General features: G+C 60.3%; 18 protein-coding genes. 10 read left to right on the top strand and 8 right to left on the bottom strand.

What is annotated here, in order from left to right:
• Positions 1 to 115: 115 nt before the first annotated feature.
• Both HV782_RS25305 and HV782_RS25300 read left to right on the top strand, forming a co-directional pair.
• A complete protein-coding gene (locus tag HV782_RS25305; protein ID WP_123463932.1) occupies positions 116 to 892 on the top strand; it encodes an IclR family transcriptional regulator in 777 nt (258 codons plus the stop codon).
• A gap of 211 nt (positions 893 to 1,103) precedes the next feature.
• Positions 1,104 to 1,982, top strand: a complete 879-nt coding sequence (locus HV782_RS25300; RefSeq protein ID WP_123463934.1) for a DMT family transporter — start codon at positions 1,104 to 1,106, stop codon at positions 1,980 to 1,982.
• Between the two features lie 124 nt (positions 1,983 to 2,106).
• On the opposite strand, the gene HV782_RS25295 is transcribed toward HV782_RS25300, so the two are convergent.
• Positions 2,107 to 3,444 carry an MFS transporter gene (locus HV782_RS25295; protein WP_186748030.1) on the bottom strand — a complete coding sequence of 446 codons (1,338 nt, stop codon included), beginning with the start codon at positions 3,442 to 3,444 and terminating at the stop codon, positions 2,107 to 2,109.
• Positions 3,445 to 3,783: 339 nt separating this feature from the next.
• Between HV782_RS25295 and quiC the strand changes: the two genes are divergently transcribed.
• Both quiC and HV782_RS25285 read left to right on the top strand, forming a co-directional pair.
• Positions 3,784 to 5,685, top strand: coding sequence for a 3-dehydroshikimate dehydratase QuiC (gene quiC, locus HV782_RS25290; protein WP_123463940.1), 1,902 nt, complete (start codon positions 3,784 to 3,786; stop codon positions 5,683 to 5,685).
• Between the two features lie 101 nt (positions 5,686 to 5,786).
• Positions 5,787 to 6,464: a TetR/AcrR family transcriptional regulator gene (locus tag HV782_RS25285; protein WP_128616122.1), complete on the top strand. Its 678-nt coding sequence runs from the start codon at positions 5,787 to 5,789 to the stop codon at positions 6,462 to 6,464.
• A 116-nt stretch (positions 6,465 to 6,580) separates the two neighbouring features.
• Here HV782_RS25285 and HV782_RS25280 read toward each other — a convergent pair whose 3' ends face one another.
• The 4 genes from HV782_RS25280 to HV782_RS25265 form a co-directional block, all read right to left on the bottom strand.
• Positions 6,581 to 7,435 (bottom strand): shikimate dehydrogenase, encoded by an 855-nt coding sequence (locus HV782_RS25280; protein ID WP_186748031.1) that lies wholly within the window; start codon positions 7,433 to 7,435, stop codon positions 6,581 to 6,583.
• Positions 7,432 to 7,881, bottom strand: coding sequence for a type II 3-dehydroquinate dehydratase (gene aroQ / locus HV782_RS25275; RefSeq protein WP_123463945.1), 450 nt, complete (start codon positions 7,879 to 7,881; stop codon positions 7,432 to 7,434). The genes HV782_RS25280 and aroQ overlap by 4 nt, the downstream gene beginning before the upstream one ends.
• Before the next feature lie 194 nt (positions 7,882 to 8,075).
• Entirely contained in the window at positions 8,076 to 9,155 is a 1,080-nt protein-coding gene (trmA, locus tag HV782_RS25270) for a tRNA (uridine(54)-C5)-methyltransferase TrmA (RefSeq protein ID WP_186748032.1), read from the bottom strand.
• Positions 9,152 to 10,447 carry an NCS2 family permease gene (locus HV782_RS25265; protein ID WP_128614312.1) on the bottom strand — a complete coding sequence of 432 codons (1,296 nt, stop codon included), beginning with the start codon at positions 10,445 to 10,447 and terminating at the stop codon, positions 9,152 to 9,154. Before HV782_RS25265 ends, trmA begins: the two co-directional genes overlap by 4 nt.
• Positions 10,448 to 10,669: 222 nt before the next feature.
• Here HV782_RS25265 and HV782_RS25260 point away from each other — a divergent pair, with 222 nt between their 5' ends.
• Entirely contained in the window at positions 10,670 to 11,116 is a 447-nt protein-coding gene (locus HV782_RS25260) for a DUF4879 domain-containing protein (protein WP_186748033.1), read from the top strand.
• Between the two features lie 67 nt (positions 11,117 to 11,183).
• Positions 11,184 to 11,735 (top strand): DJ-1 family glyoxalase III, encoded by a 552-nt coding sequence (locus HV782_RS25255; protein ID WP_186748034.1) that lies wholly within the window; start codon positions 11,184 to 11,186, stop codon positions 11,733 to 11,735.
• A gap of 6 nt (positions 11,736 to 11,741) precedes the next feature.
• Here HV782_RS25255 and HV782_RS25250 read toward each other — a convergent pair whose 3' ends face one another.
• Complete coding sequence (locus HV782_RS25250; RefSeq protein WP_123463955.1) at positions 11,742 to 12,980, bottom strand: MFS transporter; 1,239 nt, start codon at positions 12,978 to 12,980, stop codon at positions 11,742 to 11,744.
• A gap of 519 nt (positions 12,981 to 13,499) precedes the next feature.
• Between HV782_RS25250 and HV782_RS25245 the strand changes: the two genes are divergently transcribed.
• The 3 genes from HV782_RS25245 (at position 13,500) to HV782_RS25235 (ending at position 16,192) form a co-directional block, all read left to right on the top strand.
• Positions 13,500 to 14,942: a cytochrome ubiquinol oxidase subunit I gene (locus tag HV782_RS25245; protein ID WP_123463957.1), complete on the top strand. Its 1,443-nt coding sequence runs from the start codon at positions 13,500 to 13,502 to the stop codon at positions 14,940 to 14,942.
• A gap of 3 nt (positions 14,943 to 14,945) precedes the next feature.
• Entirely contained in the window at positions 14,946 to 15,953 is a 1,008-nt protein-coding gene (gene cydB / locus HV782_RS25240) for a cytochrome d ubiquinol oxidase subunit II (protein WP_123463959.1), read from the top strand.
• Between the two features lie 71 nt (positions 15,954 to 16,024).
• The gene (locus HV782_RS25235; protein ID WP_123464152.1) at positions 16,025 to 16,192 is read left to right on the top strand and encodes a DUF2474 domain-containing protein; all 168 of its coding nucleotides are present in this window, start codon (positions 16,025 to 16,027) and stop codon (positions 16,190 to 16,192) included.
• Positions 16,193 to 16,263: 71 nt separating this feature from the next.
• Here HV782_RS25235 and HV782_RS25230 read toward each other — a convergent pair whose 3' ends face one another.
• Both HV782_RS25230 and HV782_RS25225 read right to left on the bottom strand, forming a co-directional pair.
• Positions 16,264 to 17,388 carry a methyltransferase gene (locus tag HV782_RS25230; protein WP_186748035.1) on the bottom strand — a complete coding sequence of 375 codons (1,125 nt, stop codon included), beginning with the start codon at positions 17,386 to 17,388 and terminating at the stop codon, positions 16,264 to 16,266.
• 174 nt (positions 17,389 to 17,562) lie between these two features.
• Positions 17,563 to 18,276 (bottom strand): autoinducer binding domain-containing protein, encoded by a 714-nt coding sequence (locus HV782_RS25225; protein ID WP_123463963.1) that lies wholly within the window; start codon positions 18,274 to 18,276, stop codon positions 17,563 to 17,565.
• A gap of 323 nt (positions 18,277 to 18,599) precedes the next feature.
• Here HV782_RS25225 and HV782_RS25220 point away from each other — a divergent pair, with 323 nt between their 5' ends.
• Positions 18,600 to 19,376, top strand: coding sequence for a ferredoxin--NADP reductase (locus HV782_RS25220; protein ID WP_186748036.1), 777 nt, complete (start codon positions 18,600 to 18,602; stop codon positions 19,374 to 19,376).
• Positions 19,377 to 19,405: the final 29 nt, after the last annotated feature.

Genomic DNA, 19,405 nt, shown 5'->3' with positions numbered 1-19,405 from the left:
CGGACGCTGGCATCGCTGCAAATAGTTCGGGCGATGCCGATCGACTCATCAGTTCCAGATTTCTTATTCCTTTGCATATATTTTAGAATCAGCAAAATTTCATTGGGATGTCATCATGGCCGGCAGTCAGATCGAACGGGTTTTCAGCGTGCTGGAAAGTCTTACCGGCGAGCCCCGCGGGTTGCCGCTGCAGACGTTGTCCGAGCAGATCGACATCCCGAAAAGTGCCACGCACCGTTTGCTCGCCGAACTGGTGCGCCTGGGGTATGTGCGGCAGAACCCCGAGACCCTGCGCTATCACTTGTCGACCAGATTGGTGGCGATGGGCTTTCGCCACCTCTCCAGCAGCGGTGCCGACATTGTGCAGCCGGTGCTGGATCGGCTCGCTCAGGAAACCGGCGAGCTGGTGCGTCTGGGTGTCATCGACGGTGAACGCCAGACCTGGATCGCCAAGGCGCAGGGCGCGCGCACCGGTCTGCGTTACGACCCTGACATGGGCCGTGACGCGCCACTGTTCTACACCGCATCCGGCCACGCCTGGCTTGCGAGCATGAGTGATGCCGAGGCCTTGTCGCGGGTTGAACGGCAGGCCGCGCAGGTGCCCGTGGATATCGGGCCGAATGCGCCACGTTCCAATATCGAATTGCTCGAGCGTCTGCGGCTGACGCGCGAGCAGGGCTATGCCTGCGTCGAGGAGAGTTCGGCAGTGGGCACTTCGGCGATTGCCGCCGTGGTGCGGCATCCCGCGGATGCTCGGGTGATCGGCGTGTTGAGCATTGCCGGGCCGAGTGCGCGGATGCCCGGGGCAAGGTTGCATGAGCTGGCGCCGCTGCTGTTGAAATTCACCGAGGAGTTGTCGGCAGCCAGCCTGGCCTCGGAACTGTTCATCTGACGACAAAGCGAACCCATCCCCTGTAGGCGCTGTCGAGTTAAACGCGAGATCAGGATCAAAGATCGCAGTGGTGCCCGCGCCTAAAGAGATATCGTGCAAAGCTGTGCGCTGTTCGCACACTTTTATGGTTGAAGGCTGTCGGAATCTGGAACCGGGTTCTAGATTGTTGCTTGAGGCTTTTCCTCAGTGTGTTTTTCTTCAGAGATCGCCAATGACCGTCAGCACCCCGCTTTCCGGAGTCAACCAGCCCTTTAAAGGGATCTTGCTGATTGTGGTGGCGACCTTCCTGTTCTCCAGCCATGACGCGTTGTCGAAATACCTGTCAGGTTTCTATCCGATCGTGATGGTGGTGTGGGCACGGTATGTGGTGCACACCTTGCTGATGGCGGGGATTTTTCTGCCGCAGTCCGGGTTGCGGGTGCTGCGCACGAAAAAACCGTTATGGCAGCTGGCACGCGCGCTTTGCCTGCTCGGCACCAGTCTGTTTTTCACCACGGCGCTGCTGTACATCCCGCTTGCCGAGGCCACGGCGGTTAACTTTCTGGCGCCGGTACTGGTGACGGCCTTGTCGGTACCGCTGCTGAAAGAGCGGGTGACGCGTGGCCAGTGGATCGCGGTGATTTGTGGTTTTATCGGCGTGCTGATCATTGTTCACCCCGGCGGCGAACTGTTCACGCCGGCAGTGTTGCTGCCGTTCTGTTCGGCGCTGTTTTTCTGCTTTTACCAACTGCTGACCCGCAAACTCGCCGAAGTGGACAGCCCGACCACCAGCAACTTCTTTGCCGGGCTCTGTAACACTTTGGTGATGAGTGCGCTGGTGCCGTTCTTCTGGCAGGTGCCGACGTTGACCCACGCCGGGCTGATGCTCGCGCTCGGCAGTTGCGGGATGACGGCGCATCTGTTTCTGACCCAGGCTTTCCGCCATGCCGCACCGGCATTGCTGGCGCCGTTCGGTTATTGCCAGATCGTGTTTGCGGGATTGTTGGGCTGGCTGCTGTTCAATCACACACCGAGCCTGTTGACGGTGATCGGGATCGCGGTGATCTGTTGCAGCGGACTGGCGGCGGCGTGGCAGCAAAGCCGCCGCTGATGAATGACAAAAAAACCGGAGCGAGCCTGCTCGCGATAGCGGTGCACCAGTCGATAAAGATGTTGACTGACACAAAGCCATCGCGAGCAGGCTCGCTCCTACAGGGGTATCTGGTGCAGGCGTTTTATTCGGTGATGGTTGGAATCTTGCGCGGTGCCATGAAGTACATCCACGTCAGCGCGATGAAATACATCGCCGGAATCAGGGTGAACAGCACGGTGTAGTTGTTATTCGTGACGGTGAGGATGTGCCCGACGATCTGGGTCATGAACATCCCGCCAATCGCCGCGCACATGCCGCCGAACCCGAACACCGTGCTCATCATGTGCTTGGGCGTGTAATCCATCACCAGGCTCCAGATGTTTGCGGTCCAGGCCTGATGCGCACCGATGGCCAGGGAAATCGCCGCCACCGCCACCCACAGATTGCTCGAACCGGCGGCCATGATCACGCCGATGATGCAGCAGGCAAACAGGAACATCGACAGCAGCCGCGCCTTGATCGAATTCATCCCGCGACCGATCAGGAACGACGACAGGATGCCGCCACCGACGCTGCCGAAGTCGGCCGTGACGTAGATGATGATCAGTGGAATACCCATCTGGGTCACGTTGATGCCCAGATTGTATTGCTGATTGAGGAACGGTGGCAGCCAGTACAGGTAGAACCAGAACACCGGAGCGGTCAGCGAGTAGGCGAGGGCGAAGGCCCAGGTGCCGCGCATGCGCAGGATTTTCGAGAACGGCACACGGGCCTGTTCCGGTTCGACTTCCTGCTGGATGTAATCGAGTTCGGATTGCTTCACGCTCGGATGATCTTCCGGGTTGAAATACTTCAAGCCCCAGAACAGCAACCAGATCGCGCCCAGCGCCGCCATGCACAGGAACGCAGCCTGCCAGCCCCACACGTGGAGGATCAGTGGCAGCAGCATCGGCGTGAACATCGCACCGACGTTGGTGCCGGCGTTGAAGATGCCGGTGGCCACGGCACGTTCACCGGCCGGGAACCACAGGCGCGTGGTTTTCACGCAGGCCGGATAGTTCGCCGCTTCGGTCAGCCCGAGGATGAACCGGCAGACCATGAAGCCAACGGCAGAAGTCGCCAGGCCGTGGGCGCCGGTGGCCAGGCTCCAGAGCAGCACGGCGCAGAAGAACACACGCTTGACGCCGACCCGGTCGATCAGCCGGCCTTGCAGGACGAAGCCGATGGCGTAGCCGACCTGAAACCAGAAGTTGATGTTGGCGTAGTCCATCGCCGTCCAGCTCATTTCCTTGGCGAGGATCGGCTGCATGACACCGAGGGCGGCGCGGTCGATGTAGTTCAGGGTGGTGGCGAAAAACACCAGGGCCAGCATGCCCCAGCGGGTCTTGCCGACAGCCATGGCGCCGCGGATCTTGTCGCCGATGCCACCCGTGGCAGTGCTCATGGCCGGGGCCATGCGGGAAGTCTGTGAAGGAATCATGTGTTCCACCCGTTTTTGGATTTGTTATTTGGTGTGCTTTTTTTTTGCACGCTGCGACCGGTGGTTCAGATCCGGACTCAATGTGCAGCCGATGTTGGGCAGTGGACGAAAAATCGTCAATTCGCCAAACCGCCATTGTGTTCGATAATCGCACGCAAAACTAACCGGGTAGTACACTTTAAATTGCTGCCGAAAAGGATGCAGCCAATAATTTCCCTCAATATAAAAACCATCCTGCGCAGGAGCCCCCGAAGGCTGCGATCTTTGCTTTTGAGGAACAAGGGATCGCGACCTTCGGCAGCACCTGCACAAAGAACGGCGCAGTCCGGGAGTTGAAACATGCAGCGTTCGATAGCCACCGTTTCCTTGAGCGGTACCCTGCCGGAAAAGCTCGAAGCCATTGCCGCCGCCGGATTCGACGGCGTGGAGATTTTCGAAAACGACCTGCTGTATTACGACGGCAGCCCGCGGGAAATCCGGCAGATGTGCGCCGATCTCGGCATCGCCATCACTTTGTTTCAGCCGTTCCGCGATTTCGAGGGCTGCCGCCGGGATCGGCTGGCGCGCAACCTGGAACGGGCCGAACGCAAGTTCGACCTGATGCAGGAACTGGGCACTGATCTGGTATTGGTGTGCAGCAACGCCTCGGCCGACAGCGTCGGCGATCAGCAGACACTCGTCGACGACCTGCGCCTGCTGGCTGAACACGCCGGCGCGCGTGGCCTGCGCATCGGTTACGAGGCGCTGGCCTGGGGGCGTCACGTCAATACGTATCAACAGGTCTGGGACATCGTGCGTCAGGCCGATCACCCGAGCCTCGGCGTGCTGCTCGACAGTTTTCATACCTTGTCGCTGAAGGGCGATCCCCGCGCGATTGCCGACATTCCCGGCGACAAGATCTTCTTTGTGCAAATGGCCGACGCGCCGATTCTCGCGATGGATGTCCTGGAGTGGAGCCGGCACTTCCGCTGCTTCCCCGGACAGGGCGAATTCGATCTGCCGGGTTTCCTCGCGCCGATCATCCAGAGTGGTTATACCGGGCCGTTGTCGCTGGAAATCTTCAATGACGGCTTCCGCGCCGCGCCGCCACGGGCCAATGCCGCAGACGGTTTGCGTTCCTTGCTGTATCTGGAAGAAAAGACCCGCCAGCGTCTGGAGCAGGATGCGGCACCAGTGGCCAACCGCGAGATTCTGTTCGAAACGCCGAAGGCCAGCGAGTACAACGGCATCGAGTTTCTCGAGTTCGCGGTGGACGAAGCACTCGGTGCCAAACTGACCCACTGGCTGGAACGCCTCGGTTTCGCCAAGGCCGGGCAGCACCGTTCCAAGAGCGTCAGCCTGCTGCGTCAGGGCGATATCAACCTGATCCTCAATGCCGAGCCGTATTCATTCGGCCACAGCTTTTTTGAGGCCCATGGTCCGTCGCTGTGCGCCACCGCCGTCCGGGTCAAGGACAGCGCCAGTGCGCTGGCGCGTGCTGTCGCCTACAAGGGTCAGCCCTATCGCGGACTGGTCGGCCCCAACGAACTGGAACTGGCCGCCGTGCGTGCTCCGGACGGCAGCCTGATTTATCTGGTGGATGAAGCGGCGGATGTCTATGGCACGGATTTCAACCTGCTGCCGGACGCCCGGGCCCGCGGCGGTCTCAAGCGCATCGACCACATGGCCATGGCGCTGCCGGCGGACAGCCTCGACAGTTGGGTGCTGTTCTACAAGAGCCTGCTGGATTTCGAGGCCGATGACGAAGTGGTGCTGCCTGATCCCTACGGCCTGGTGAAGAGCCGCGCGCTGCGCAGCCGTGACAGTTCGATTCGTCTGCCGCTGAATATCTCGGAGAATCGCAACACCGCGATCTCCCACGCCCTGTCGAGTTATCGCGGCTCCGGTGTGCATCACATCGCTTTCGATTGTGACGATATCTTCGCTGAAGTCAGTCGTGCCAAAGAGGCCGGCGTACCGTTGCTGGACATTCCCCTCAACTATTACGACGACCTCGCCGCCCGCTTTGATTTCGATGACGAGTTCCTCAGCGAACTGGCGTACTACAACGTGCTTTACGATCGCGATGCTCAGGGCGGTGAGCTGTTTCACGTGTACACCGAGCCTTTCGAAGGGCGGTTCTTCTTCGAGATCATCCAGCGCAAGAACGGCTATGCCGGTTATGGTGCGGCGAACGTCGCGGTGCGTCTGGCGGCGATGGCCAAATCACGCAGCGGCGCAGTCCGTCAGGCGAAGTTGTAGGAAATTCGTAAACGCGGGATTAAACGCGGGCCTCGCGGCTTCCTTCACTGGGCCGCGCGGCCCATAATCGCCGCCTGTGCAGTGATGGCCGTGAGCCCGCAATGACGATGAATACAGAACTTTCCGCAGCTGCTGTCGGCTCCGCCGAAGAGCCGCGCAAGAGTCGCAAAAACAACCCGGAAAAGACCCGCGAGAACATCTTGCAGGAGGCGATCGTCGAGTTCGTCCAGCAAGGCTTGTCCGGCGCCCGCGTCGATGCGATCGCCGAGCGCATCCATACCTCCAAACGCATGATCTATTACTACTTCGGCAGTAAGGAGCAGCTGTACGTCGAGGTGCTGGAGAAGCTTTACGGCGATATCCGCAACACTGAAAACCGCCTGCACCTGGCCGAGCTGCCGCCGGTGGTAGCGATTCGGCGGCTGGTGGAATTCACGTTCGACCATCACGATCACAACGTCGATTTCGTGCGGATCGTCTGCATCGAAAATATCCACAACGCCGAATTCGTGAAGCGTTCCGACGCGATCAAGGCGATGAACAACACCATCCTCGATTCGCTGGGCGAGATTCTGCGCCGTGGCGCCGAGGAGGGCGTGTTCCGCAAAGGGCTCAATGCGCTGGATGTGCATCTGCTGATCAGTTCGTTCTGCTTCTATCGCGTCTCGAACCGGCACACGTTTGGTGAGATCTTTCAGATCGATCTGCCGGATGAAGCTATCAAACAACGGCATCGCGAGATGATTTGCGAGTCGGTTCTGCGCTACCTGCAAACCTGACGTAATCCCCTTGTCGGAGTGAGCCTGCTCGCGATGGCGTCCTTTCAGCCAACACATTAGTTGCCTGACACACCGCTATCGCGAGCAGGCTCACTCCCACAGGGAAGCAAGTTGCTTCAGCCATTCATGCTTTGAAAATGCGCCAGCATTCGCTGCGCATCCGGCACTACACCGCTGAACAATTCAAACGCCTTCACTGCCTGAAATACCGCCATGTTGCCGCCATCCAGCGTGCGGCACCCCAGCGCGCGGGCGTTGCGCAGCAATTCGGTTTCCAGCGGAAAGTACACGATCTCCGCCACCCACAACGCCTTGCGCAACAGCTCCACCGGCACCGGCATGCCCGGCAGTTTGGCCATGCCCATCGGAGTGGTGTTCACCAGCCCGTCAGCCTGCTCTAGCGTCCCCGGCAGATCCTGCCCGGCCACGGCCCGACCAGCGCCGAAATGCTCGTTGAGGTTATTGGCCAGGCACTCGGCGCGTTCCTTGTCGACGTCGAAAATGCTCAGGCGCTGTACGCCCTCGCTCAGCAGGGCATGGGCCACTGCGGCGCCGGCACCTCCGGCGCCCATTTGCACCACGCGTTCACGGGGGGCGTCCTTCAAGCCTCGGCGAAAGCCTTCGGCAAAGCCCAGGCAATCGGTGTTGTGGCCGACCCGTTTGCCGTCCTTCAGCACGACGGTGTTCACCGCGCCGATGCCCCGGGCTTCCGGCGACAACTCATCGAGCAGCGGGATAATCGCCTGCTTGCACGGGAAGGTGATGTTCAGCCCGGTATAGTTCATCCGCTCGGCCGCCAGCAGCAGTTCGGGCAGGGCGTTGCTGTCGATGTGCAACTGGTCGAGGTCGATCAACCGGTAGAGATAACGCAGGCCTTGCGCATCACCCTCATGCTCATGCAGTGCGGGGGTACGCGAGGCCTGGATGCCTGCACCGATCAGTCCGGCCAGTATTGCCGGTTTGCGGGTCATGCTGCGCGCCCCTTCAGTCGTTGGCTGAAGTGTTCCAGGGCGAGGCGATAGCCATGGCTGCCGAAGCCGCACATCACCGCCGTGGCGATGGCCGACACGAACGAGTGATGACGGAACGGTTCGCGCGCGTGGACGTTGGACAGGTGCACTTCGATCACCGGCAATTCACTGGCGACCAGCGCATCGCGAATCGCTACCGAGGTGTGCGTCCACGCCGCCGGATTGATCACGATCCCGGCGCAACGTCCGCGTGCCGCGTGAATCCAGTCGAGCAGTTCGCCTTCGTGATTGGTCTGGCGAAATTCCACAGCCAGGCCGAAGTCTTCGGCGGCGCGTCCGCAGAGAGCAGAAATATCCGCCAGGGTTTCGTGGCCGTAAGTCGCCGGTTCACGGGTGCCGAGCAGGTTCAGGTTCGGGCCGTTGAGCACCAGAACGATAGGGGGCATGGGGCAGAACTCCACTTATTGTTTTTGGCTTGCGCCGAGGGGCTCGGCGTGTGGAGGTAAAATGTACCAGATGGTTACTCTGGTCAATTCAACAGTATTGCGTCCGACGTTTTATGTTCGGTGATCGCACACATCAAAAGATCACAGCCACAAAAAAGCCGTCATCACGACGGCTTTTCGTATCGCATCGGCCATCAGCGCCGGGTCAGCAACACACCTGATTCCATGTGATGCGTCCACGGAAACTGGTCGAACAGCGCGCACCGGGTAATGCGGTGCGTGTCGTGCAACTGGGCGATGTTGGCCGCCAGGGTTTCCGGGTTGCAGGAGATGTACAGGATGTTGTCGAAACGCCGTGTCAGTTCGCAGGTGTCCGGGTCCATGCCGGCGCGCGGCGGGTCGACGAACACGCTGCCGAATTCGTAGCTCTTCAGGTCGATGCCGTGCAAGCGACGGAACGGGCGCACTTCGTTGAGCGCTTCGGTCAGTTCTTCGGCGGACAGGCGCACCAGCGTGACGTTATCCACAGCGTTTTCGCTGAGGTTGCTCAGCGCGGCGTTGACCGAGGTCTTGCTGATTTCGGTGGCCAGCACTTTGCGCACGCGGGTGGCCAGCGGCAGGGTGAAGTTGCCGTTGCCGCAGTACAGCTCCAGCAGATCGTCGCTGCGATCACCCAGCGCTTCATACGCCCAGTTCAGCATCTTCTGGTTCACCGTGCCGTTCGGCTGGGTGAACGCGCCTTCCGGTTGGCGGTAGCTGAAGGTGCGGCCGCCGACCTCGAGTTTCTCCACCACGTAATCGTGGCCGATGACTTCGCGTTTGCCTTTGGAGCGACCGATGATGCTGACGCCCAGATCTGCCGACAGTTGTGTTGCCGCCGCGTGCCAGTGCGCGTCCAGCGGACGGTGGTAGCACAGGGTGATCATCGCATCGCCGGCCAGAGTGGTCAGAAACTCCACCTGAAACAGCTTGTGGCTCAGCGCCGAACTGGCCTGCCAGGCGGCCTTGAGCTGCGGCATCAACTGGTTGATGCGCAGGCTGGCGATCGGGAATTCCTCGATCAGGATCGGCGTGCGTTTGTCGTCCTGGGAGAACATCGCGTAGTGGCGCTCGCCGGCCTCGCGCCACAGGCGGAATTCGGCGCGCAGGCGGAAGTTCTGCTGCGGCGAGTCGAACACCGTCGGTGCTGGCGCATCGAACGGAGCGAGCAGGTCACGCAAACGCGCGACCTTGTCTTCGAGCTGAGTGGCGTAGGCCTGGGAATCGAATGTCATGCGTTGAACCAACCCAACTTGATCACGAACAGAATCGACAGAATCACCAGCGCCGGGTTCAGCTCACGGGCACGGCCCGACAGCAGCTTGATCGCGGTCCAGGAGATGAAACCGAAGGCGATGCCGTTGGCGATCGAGTAAGTGAACGGCATCGCCAGCGCAGTCACTACAACCGGGGCGGCTACGGTGATGTCTTCCCAGTCTATTTCCGCCAGGCCCGAAGTCATCAACACGGCGACGAACAGCAGGGCCGGTGCGGTGGCGAACGCTGGAACGCTGGCGGCCAGTGGCGAGAAGAACAGCGCCAGCAGGAACAGAATGGCCACGACGATGGCCGTCAGGCCGGTACGACCGCCCGCACTCACGCCAGCAGCGGATTCGATGTAGCTGGTGGTGGTCGAGGTGCCCAGCAGCGAGCCGGCCATGGCGGCGGTGCTGTCGGCGATCAGCGCACGCCCCATTTTCGGCATGTGGCCGTCCTTGCCCATCAGGCCAGCGCGCTTGGCGACGCCGATCAGGGTCCCGGAGTTGTCGAACAGGTCGACGAACAGGAAGGCGAAGATCACGCTGACCAGACCGATGTCCAGCGCGCCTTTGATGTCCAGTTGCAGGAAGGTCGGGGCCAGCGATGGTGGCATCGAGGTCACGCCGCCGAACGGGGTGACACCCATGGCGATGGACGCGATGGTCACCGCGAGAATGCCGATCAACACGGCACCGCGCACTTTCAGCGCTTCGAGGGCAACGATCAGGGCGAAGCCGAGGGTGGCGAGGATCGGCGCCGGTTGTTTCAAGTCACCAAGGCCGACCATGGTCGCCGGGTTGCTGACCACGATACCGGCGTTGTGCAGGGCGATCAGCGCCAGGAACAGGCCGATACCGGCGGCAATCGCCGAGCGCAGGGGCAGCGGGATACTGTTGATGATCCATTCACGGATGCGGAAGATCGACAGCAGGAAGAACAGCACCGCGGAAATGAACACCGCGCCCAGCGCCACTTGCCAGGTGTGGCCCATGTGCAGCACCACGGTATACGTGAAGAAGGCGTTCAGACCCATGCCCGGGGCAAGGGCGATCGGGTAGTTGGCGATCAGGCCCATGACCGTCGAACCAATGGCCGCAGCCAGACAGGTGGCGACGAACACCGCACCTTTGTCCATGCCGGTCTCGCCGAGAATGCTCGGGTTGACGAATAGAATGTAGGCCATGGCCAGGAAAGTCGTGACGCCCGCGAGAATCTCGGTCCGCACGTTGGTGTTGTGTGCCTTGAGTTGAAACAGCCTTTCCAGCATGTCTGCTCCCCGTGGCGCGCATGGCGCCGTGAATGTATCGACCTCAACAGCAAAGCACAGACCGTCGCAAGCGCCTGGGAATTTGTGGTGGGCCGGAAAAAGCCGCGCATCATAGCAGCAGCGTGAGGAATATGGCGGTTGTTGGTGTCGATCGTCGGCGAAGTTTTGCCCCGGGGCCAACTGCGCCATACTGCGCGCTGATTTTGGGGGGATGGGGATCGTATGAGCACGCACTGGGTAAAGGCTTTCGGGCTGATGGCGGTTTTGCTGGGCACGGCGTCTGGCGCCGGGGCGGCATCGGCGCCACCGCTGACGCAGTTGAAGGTATTGAAAGTCGAATCGCCGAACTGCGGTTTCGAAGACATTGCCGAGGGGCAGGAGCAAACGCGCTGTGATCACAGTGGATCGAACATCAAGGTCTACGTGCTGGAAGTCGGTTATGGTCGCGAGCCCCATGTCGCGCTCGACGGTTTTGAGGTGAACGGCACGCGCACTCCGGTTTGCGCATTTGATAACGGCAATCTCACCGAATGCACCGTAGGTCGCAAAACCGTGGGCTACCTGTATGTCTTTGACCTGGCCGGCAAGCAGGATGGCATTTTTACCTTCAGCAACACCTCGATCAACGCACCGGGCAACACGCTGGCTACCCAGCTTTACATCAAGTAACGGCTGTCTCTGAACAGGTCCGGGCAAAGCTGACTACGCTTTAAAGACCCTTCAGTGGAAAGCGCCCATGACTTTTAGAGCCCTGATTACCCTCGCCGAGGGCATCGATGATCTGCAAAGCGTCACCCTGATCGACGTGCTGCGCCGCGCCGGCATCGAAGTGATGGCGGCCAGCATCGAGGGTCGACGTATGCTCACCTGCGCCCGCGGCACCCGACTGACCGCCGACGGCATGCTGGTCGATGTGCTGGCGCAACTATTCGATCTGATCGTCCTGCCCGGCGGCGCCGTTGGCGCACAGCACCTGGCGGCGCATCAGCCGTTGCAACAACTGCTCAAGGACCAGGCCAGCGCCGGACGCCTGTTCGCTGCCATCGGCGAATCCCCGGCCATTGCCCTGCAAGCCTCGGGTGTCTTACGCCAACGCCGCATGACCTGCCTGCCGAGTGCCAGCCATCAACTGTCGGGCTGTACGTTTGTTGATCAACCGGTGGTGGTCGACGGCAATTGCATTACCGCCCAGGGCTCCGGCGGCGCACTGGCGTTTGCCCTGACCCTGGTTGAGCAACTTGGCGGCAAGGCGTTACGGGCGAAGGTGGCGGGGGAGTTGTTGGCCTGAATAACGTCAGACCTTCACCTCTTCCACCGGCACGTGCATCCGGTCGCGGTTGGCCAGGGTCGGGAACAGTTTGATCCACGTGCCTGTCACCACCAGCGTGCCGATCCCGCCCATCACCACGGCGGGTACGGTGCCGAACCAGTGCGCAGTGAGGCCGGATTCGAATTCGCCCAACTGGTTCGAAGCACCGATGAACAGGCCGTTCACCGCGCTGACCCGGCCGCGCATTTCGTCCGGGGTTTCCAGCTGCACGAAGGAAGCACGGATCACCATGCTGATCATGTCTGCAGCGCCCAGCACGACCAGCACCGCCAGCGAGAACCAGAACGACGTCGACAGGCCAAAGGCGATGGTCGCGACGCCGAACACGCCGACGGCGGTGAACATCACTCGGCCGACATTGCGTTCGACGGCAAACCGGGCGAGGAACAGCGACATCAACAACGCGCCGACGGCGGGTGCCGAACGCAGTAACCCCAGGCCCCACGGGCCGGTGAGCAGGATGTCTTTGGCGAACACCGGCAGCAGCGCGGTGGCTCCGCCGAGTAACACGGCGAACAGGTCCAGCGAAATCGCCCCGAGGATGTCCGGTCGGCTACGGATGAAACGAATGCCCGCCAGCAGCGAATCCAGCGTGGCCTTGCCCTTGTTGAGCGGCGTATGCCGTGCGGGCAGGTTGAGCATCAGCGAGCAGGCGATGACATAGAGCAGCACCGTCGGCCCATAGACCCAGACACTGCCGAACGCGTAGAGCAAACCGCCCAGGGCCGGGGCGACGATGGTTGCCGATTGCTGCGCCGACTGTGCTGCCGCGACCGCACGCGGAAAGAGTGCGCTGGGCACGATGCTCGGCAACAGTGCCTGAGTGGTCGGCAGCTCGAAGGACCGTGCAGCACCGAGCAGGAAAGCGAGGATAAAGATCATCTCCCGAGTGACGTGATCGGTGGCACTGCCGATCGCCAGCGCCAGGGCGATCAGCGCTTGCAGCGACTGACAGAGCGCCGCCACTTTGCGTCGGTCGTAGCGGTCGGCGACGTGCCCGGTGTGCAGCATGAACAGCACGCGCGGGGCGAATTCGACGAGCCCGACCAGGCCCAGATCGAGAACGTTGCCGGTCAGTTGATAGAGGTTCCAGCCAATGGCGACGGTGAGCATCTGGAAGCCGCTGGCGGTGAAGATCCGGGCGAGCCAGAACGCAAGGAAAGGACGATGGTGACGTAACAGCAGGGGCGCTTGGCTGGGCATCTGAAGGCAGGTCTGGTTCGAGGGTGAATCGCGAGGTTATCACCACTCTGTAACAGGAAGTTGCCATGACAAAAAATTTAGTTAGCCAGACAACGATCTCCTCTCAATAACACCGCAACCCTGTGGCGAGGGGATTTATCCCCGTTGGGCTGCGCTGCCGCCGCGCACGCATCTGTTTACGACTGCTGCGCAGCCGAGCGGGGATAAATCCCCTCGCCACAGGACTTCTGTCTCTCTGAAGAATCTGTTCGAGAGCATTGCCGTGGTGCTGAGGCAACTTGTCACGCGGCAAACGACCACGCAGTTCATCGGCAAAAATGGGACTACTCTTTTAACGTTGCTTGATCCAGATCAAGACCCCAGACGGAATTGATCCGGTGGCCTGTTGGCCAGACTCCCTGCGTTGCGATGGTTGTTAAAAAAGAACGAATCAGAATTCGCCGCACTCCATATCCGTGGGGGCAGTAGGTGCAAGGGCCAAAAGCCCCGACGCCGGTATTACCTGACAGAGGAAGACTTATGTTCGGTTTAGAGGCACTCGATCTCGCCCGAATTCAGTTCGCGTTCACCATCTCGTTCCACATCCTGTTCCCGGCCATCACCATTGGCCTGGCGAGTTACCTTGCGGTGCTCGAAGGCCTGTGGCTGAAAACCCACAACGACACCTACCGTGATCTCTACCATTTCTGGTCGAAAATCTTTGCCGTCAACTTCGGCATGGGGGTGGTGTCCGGGTTGGTCATGGCTTACCAGTTCGGCACCAACTGGAGTCGTTTCTCGGACTTTGCCGGTTCCGTCACCGGGCCCTTGCTGACTTATGAAGTGCTCACAGCCTTCTTCCTCGAGGCCGGTTTCCTCGGCGTGATGCTGTTCGGCTGGAACAAGGTCGGGCGCGGTCTGCACTTCTTCTCCACCGTGATGGTGGCGATCGGCACGCTGATCTCGACCTTCTGGATTCTGGCCTCCAACAGCTGGATGCAGACCCCGCAGGGCTTCGAGATCGTCAACGGCCAGGTGATTCCCACCGACTGGCTGGCCATCATCTTCAACCCGTCGTTCCCCTATCGCCTGATGCACATGGCAACCGCAGCGTTTGTTGCCACGGCGTTCTTCGTGGGCTCGTCGGCGGCCTGGCACCTGCTGCGCGGCAAGGACAATCCGGCAATCCGCACCATGCTGTCGATGGCGATGTGGATGGCGTTGATCGTTGCACCGATCCAGGCGGTCATCGGTGACTTCCACGGCCTCAACACTCTTGAGCATCAGCCGGCGAAAATCGCCGCGATTGAAGGTCACTGGGAAAACAAAGGCGACGAAGCGACACCCCTGATTCTGTTCGGCTGGCCGGACATGAAAGAAGAGAAGACCAAATTTGCCGTGGAAATCCCCTACCTCGGCAGCCTGATCCTGACCCACTCGCTGGACAAACAGGTGCCGGCACTCAAGGAGTTCCCGCCTGAGGACCGGCCCAACTCGACCATCGTGTTCTGGTCGTTCCGGATCATGGTCGGCCTCGGTTTCCTGATGATCTTCACCGGTCTGTGGAGTCTGTGGCTACGCAAACGCGACACGCTCTACACCTCGCGGCCGTTCCTGTACCTGGCGTTGTGGATGGGGCCTTCCGGTCTGATCGCGATCCTGGCGGGCTGGTTCACCACCGAGATCGGCCGCCAGCCGTGGGTGGTCTACGGCCTGATGCGTACGGCGGACGCTTCGTCGAATCACAGCTTCATGCAGATGAGCATCACCCTGATCATGTTCGTGCTGGTCTACTTCGCGCTGTTCGGTGCAGGGCTTGGCTACATGATGCGCCTGGTGCGCAAAGGGCCGAAAACCGACGAAGGCAAGGAAACCAACGACGGTGGTCCTGGCCAGAAACGCACACCGGCGCGGCCGTTGTCTGCGGCTGATGATGAAGGCACCGACGCTGACCAGGCGCGCAGCCTGGAAAAGGAGATTTGACTCATGGGTATTGATCTTCCGCTGATCTGGGCCGTGATCATCATCTTCGGCATCATGATGTACGTGGTCATGGACGGCTTCGACCTGGGGATCGGCATTCTCTTCCCGTTCATCCCGGGCAAGACTGATCGTGACGTGATGATGAACACCGTCGCCCCGGTCTGGGACGGTAACGAGACCTGGCTGGTGCTGGGCGGCGCGGCGCTGTTCGGTGCGTTCCCGCTGGCTTATTCGGTGGTGTTGTCGGCACTTTATCTGCCGCTGATCTTCATGCTGATCGGCCTGATTTTCCGCGGTGTGGCCTTCGAGTTCCGCTTCAAGGCCAAGGACGACAAACGGCATCTGTGGGACAAGGCCTTTATCGGCGGCTCGGTGGCGGCGACGTTCTTTCAGGGTGTGGCGCTGGGGGCGTTCATTGATGGCTTGCCGGTGGTCAATCGCCAGTTCGCCGGCGGTTCACTGGACTGGCTGACACCGTTCACGCTGTTCTGCGGCGCCGCGCTGGTGGTGGCGTACGCCTTGCTCGGCTGCACCTGGCTGATCATGAAAACCGAGGGCAAGTTGCAGGAACAGATGCACGATCTGGCGCGCCCGCTGGCCTTCGTGCTGCTGGCGGTGATCGGTGTCGTCAGCCTCTGGACGCCGCTGGCCCATCCGGAAATCGCCACGCGCTGGTTCAGCATGCCGAACCTGTTCTGGTTCATGCCGGTGCCGATTCTGGTGTTGGTGACAATGTACGGGCTGATCCGTGCCGTGGCGCGCAACGCCAACTACATGCCGTTCCTGCTGACCCTGGTGCTGATCTTCCTCGGCTACAGCGGTCTGGGCATCAGCCTGTGGCCGAACATCGTGCCGCCGTCGATCTCGATCTGGGACGCCGCCGCACCGCCGCAAAGCCAGGGCTTCATGCTGGTAGGCACGCTGTTCATCATCCCGTTCATCCTGGGTTACACCTTCTGGAGCTACTACGTGTTCCGCGGCAAGGTCACCCATGAAGACGGCTATCACTAGCACCTGTGGAATCTGGCTTGCCCGCGATGGCGTCGTCACTGGCGCCATCGACCTGACTGAGGATCGCAACAATGACCGGCAAACATTCGCTGCACGACATTGAACAAGCCGAAAAAAAACCGCTGTGGCAGCGGCTCGGCTGGCTGGCCCTGATCTGGCTCGGCAGTGTGGGCGTGCTGTTTATCGCCGCCAGCCTGATGCGCATGTTCATGAACGCAGCAGGCCTGACGACGCACTGAAGCACTCCGTCCCGGCGCCTTCGGGTACGGATTTGAAACCCTCCATCTGGAGGGTTTTTTTTGCCTCGGGTTTATTTGCGTGCTTTGAGGATGACGAATTTCGGCGTAGCCGCGACTTGCTCGACGCCGCGGAACAGCCGCGCCAGTTTGCTGTGATAACCCAGGTGACGATTGCCGACGATGTACAGCGCTCCGCCGACCACCAGCGCCTCGCGGGCCTGCTGGAACATGCGCCAGGCGAGGAAATCGCCGACCACCTGCTGCTGATGGAACGGTGGGTTGCACAGCACCACGTCCAGCGATTGCGCCGCTTGCCCGGCCAGGCCATCACCGGCCCGGACGGTCACGTCGCGATCGCCGAGGGCCGCATGCCAGTTTTCCGCGGCTGATTGCACTGCCATGAACGATTCATCGACCAACGTGTAATGTGCCTCGGGGTTTTGCAGGGCGCTGGCAATTGCCAGCACACCGTTACCGCAGCCCAGGTCGGCGACTTGCGCGCTGCCGAGGTTCTTGGGCAGATGCGGTAGGAAGGCGCGGGTGCCGATGTCGAGACCTTCGCGGCAGAATACGTTGGCGTGGTTGAGCAATTCGATCGCCGGTTCCTCGAGGCGGTAGCGCGACGGGTAGGGCGAGCTCGCCGGGACTTTCGCTTCTGGCGTCGCGATCAGCAGGCGAGCCTTTTTCACTGCCAGTGAGGCTTGCACCGGACCGATGTAGCGTTCCAGCAGATCGCCAGCGGCGCGTGGCAAGTGCTTGACCATCGCCGCAGCAATAACCTGCGCACCCGGCGCCAGTTGTCCTTGCAGGCGGATCAATTGTTCTTCGAGCAGTGCCAGGGTTTTCGGTACGCGGATCAGCACGCGATCAAACGGCCCGACCAGCGGTTCACTCGCCGGGATGCCGCGAATGGCGTCGAACGCCTGGCCATTGCGCAGCAGATTCTTCTCCAGTCCCTGAAAGCCCAGAAACGAATCGCCGCTGCTGACCACATCGACGTTGCCCAGCAGGCTGGCCGCCAGCGCACCGAAACTGTCATTGAGCACCAGTACCCGGGTGTCGGCCGTCGGCTGCTGCGCAGCCAGATGATTGAGCAGGTATTCGTCGGCGGCATCGAAGGCTTGCAGCGGTTCGTTCTGCTGTTCGGGCTGGCGGATCAGGTCGACTTGGGCGAAAGGCGTATCGAGCAAAGGCATGGGGCGGGGACTCAGGGTAATCGGGGGATGTCCCGCTGCCTGTACCGTGCGGCGGAACCGACCGAGTGAACTGCAGTGCGAACAGCTCGCCTTATCACTCGGAAAGGTCACAAATGGTACGTTTTTTTCTCTGGAAATACTCGCAGGTTTTAATTTTGGTGCAAGGCGTCGGGTCTAGATGATGCCGGCTCTGGCGGCCGCTATGACGGCAGAAATTTTGTTGCAGACATGGAGTTTCTCGATCACGTTTTGCACGTGATAGTTCACCGTGCGCTCGCTCAGGCTGAGGATTTTCGAAATCTCATAGGCCGTTTTGCCACCGGCGGATAATTGCAGAACCTCCAGTTCCCGTGGGGACAGGCGCGGTTGGCTAGGTTTGGCGGGCCGTGTGGGGAGTGTCCGAGCGAACAACTCACTCAGGTGGCTGGTGGCATAGAACATGTAGCCAAAATGCTCATACAGCTCGAGCGGGCTGATCGGGCAATGCTTTCGGGCCAGGCTGAGTATGCTGCACAAGCCACTCTCCTCGTGGTGAAACGCTTGAGACCAACCATGTTGCAGGCCATATTGCTGCAGCGCACCCCACAACTCCGGGGTGTCTTTATATACCGCTTTATCCCAGACGATGGGCATCATTGAATGATTGCAGTGTGCTATTACCGGGTCGATTTTCTTGTATTCGTTCAATTCATATTGCAGGTTCCATTCTTGAGGGTAGTTGTTGATTTGCAAAGGATTAAGATGCATTTCCCGTTGGGGCGAAGTAACTGAAACTGCACAGAAGTTAAACCCGAGGTTTTCGGCGAATCTCAGCAAGATGGGATAGGCCGTATCTATTTCCTTTGCGAAAGTCAGTTGCTTTAACTGCGACTCCTTCCACGTTTCCATTACAAGTTCTCCATGATTGTAGCGGGGGTGCGAATGGATCCAAAAATCCGGCACGCTCCGGAGTGTAGGACGTTTCTTACGGCAGGTAATAAATTATTTTGGTCTTGAAAGTGAAAAAGTATTCATTAAGCGTTCTTAGCGACGGATGAGTTCTGATATTTAAATCGTCATCTTAAGGGTGTCGTTATCGCTCCGCTGCGAACCGTCCAAATAATTTTAATTATTTCTAATGTGGGTGCACTGGCGAATACCATTAGCAATCATCGGTGTTTAGACCGGCGGTTTTGCGGGACACTGGCGGCAATCGTTCAATGGAGCGCCCCATGACCGCCACTGCAGAGAAATACACCAAACAGACCCTGCTTGATGTACGGCCCTTGACCCCAAGCCTGTTCACCTTGCGTACCAGCCGCGATGCAGGCTTTCGCTTTCGGGCGGGGCAGTTCGCCAGGCTGGGGGTGAACAAGGCTGACGGCAGCATCGTCTGGCGTGCTTATTCGATGGTGTCGTCACCGTTCGACGAGTTTCTCGAGTTCTTTTCCATTGTGGTCCCGGGTGGCGAGTTCACCAGCGAACTGAGCCGCTTGCAGGTGGGGGACACGTTGCTGGTCGACCGTCAGGCATTCGGTTATCTGACCCTGGATCGTTTCAGCGACGGGCGGGATTTGTGGCTGTTGGCCACTGGCACAGGCGTGGCGCCGTTTCTGTCGATCCTGCAGGACTTCGAGGTCTGGGAGAAATTCGAGCGCATTATTCTGGTGTACAGCGTGCGCGAGGCACGGGAACTGGCCTACCAGCCATTGCTGGCCGAACTGGCGCAGCGCGATTACCTCAGCGAGTACGCGCACAAGTTGCAGTTCATCCCGACGGTGACCCGTGAAGCGCACCCGGGTGCGTTGAGCGGACGCATCACCACGCTGATCGAAAACGGTGAGCTGGAGCGTGCAGCCGGCGTGGAAATCTCGCCCGAGCATTCGCGGGTTATGCTGTGCGGCAATCCGCAAATGATCGACGACACGCGCGCGCTGTTGAAAAAGCGCAACATGAGTCTTGCCCTGAGCCGCCGGCCGGGCCAGGTGGCGGTGGAAAACTACTGGTAAACAAACGGCGCCCGAAGGCGCCGTCTGTT

The sequence above is a fragment of the Pseudomonas monsensis genome (assembly GCF_014268495.2).
In the GTDB taxonomy this organism is placed as follows: Bacteria; Pseudomonadota; Gammaproteobacteria; order Pseudomonadales; family Pseudomonadaceae; genus Aquipseudomonas; species Aquipseudomonas monsensis.
This window is presented reverse-complemented; position numbering and strand designations above follow the sequence as displayed.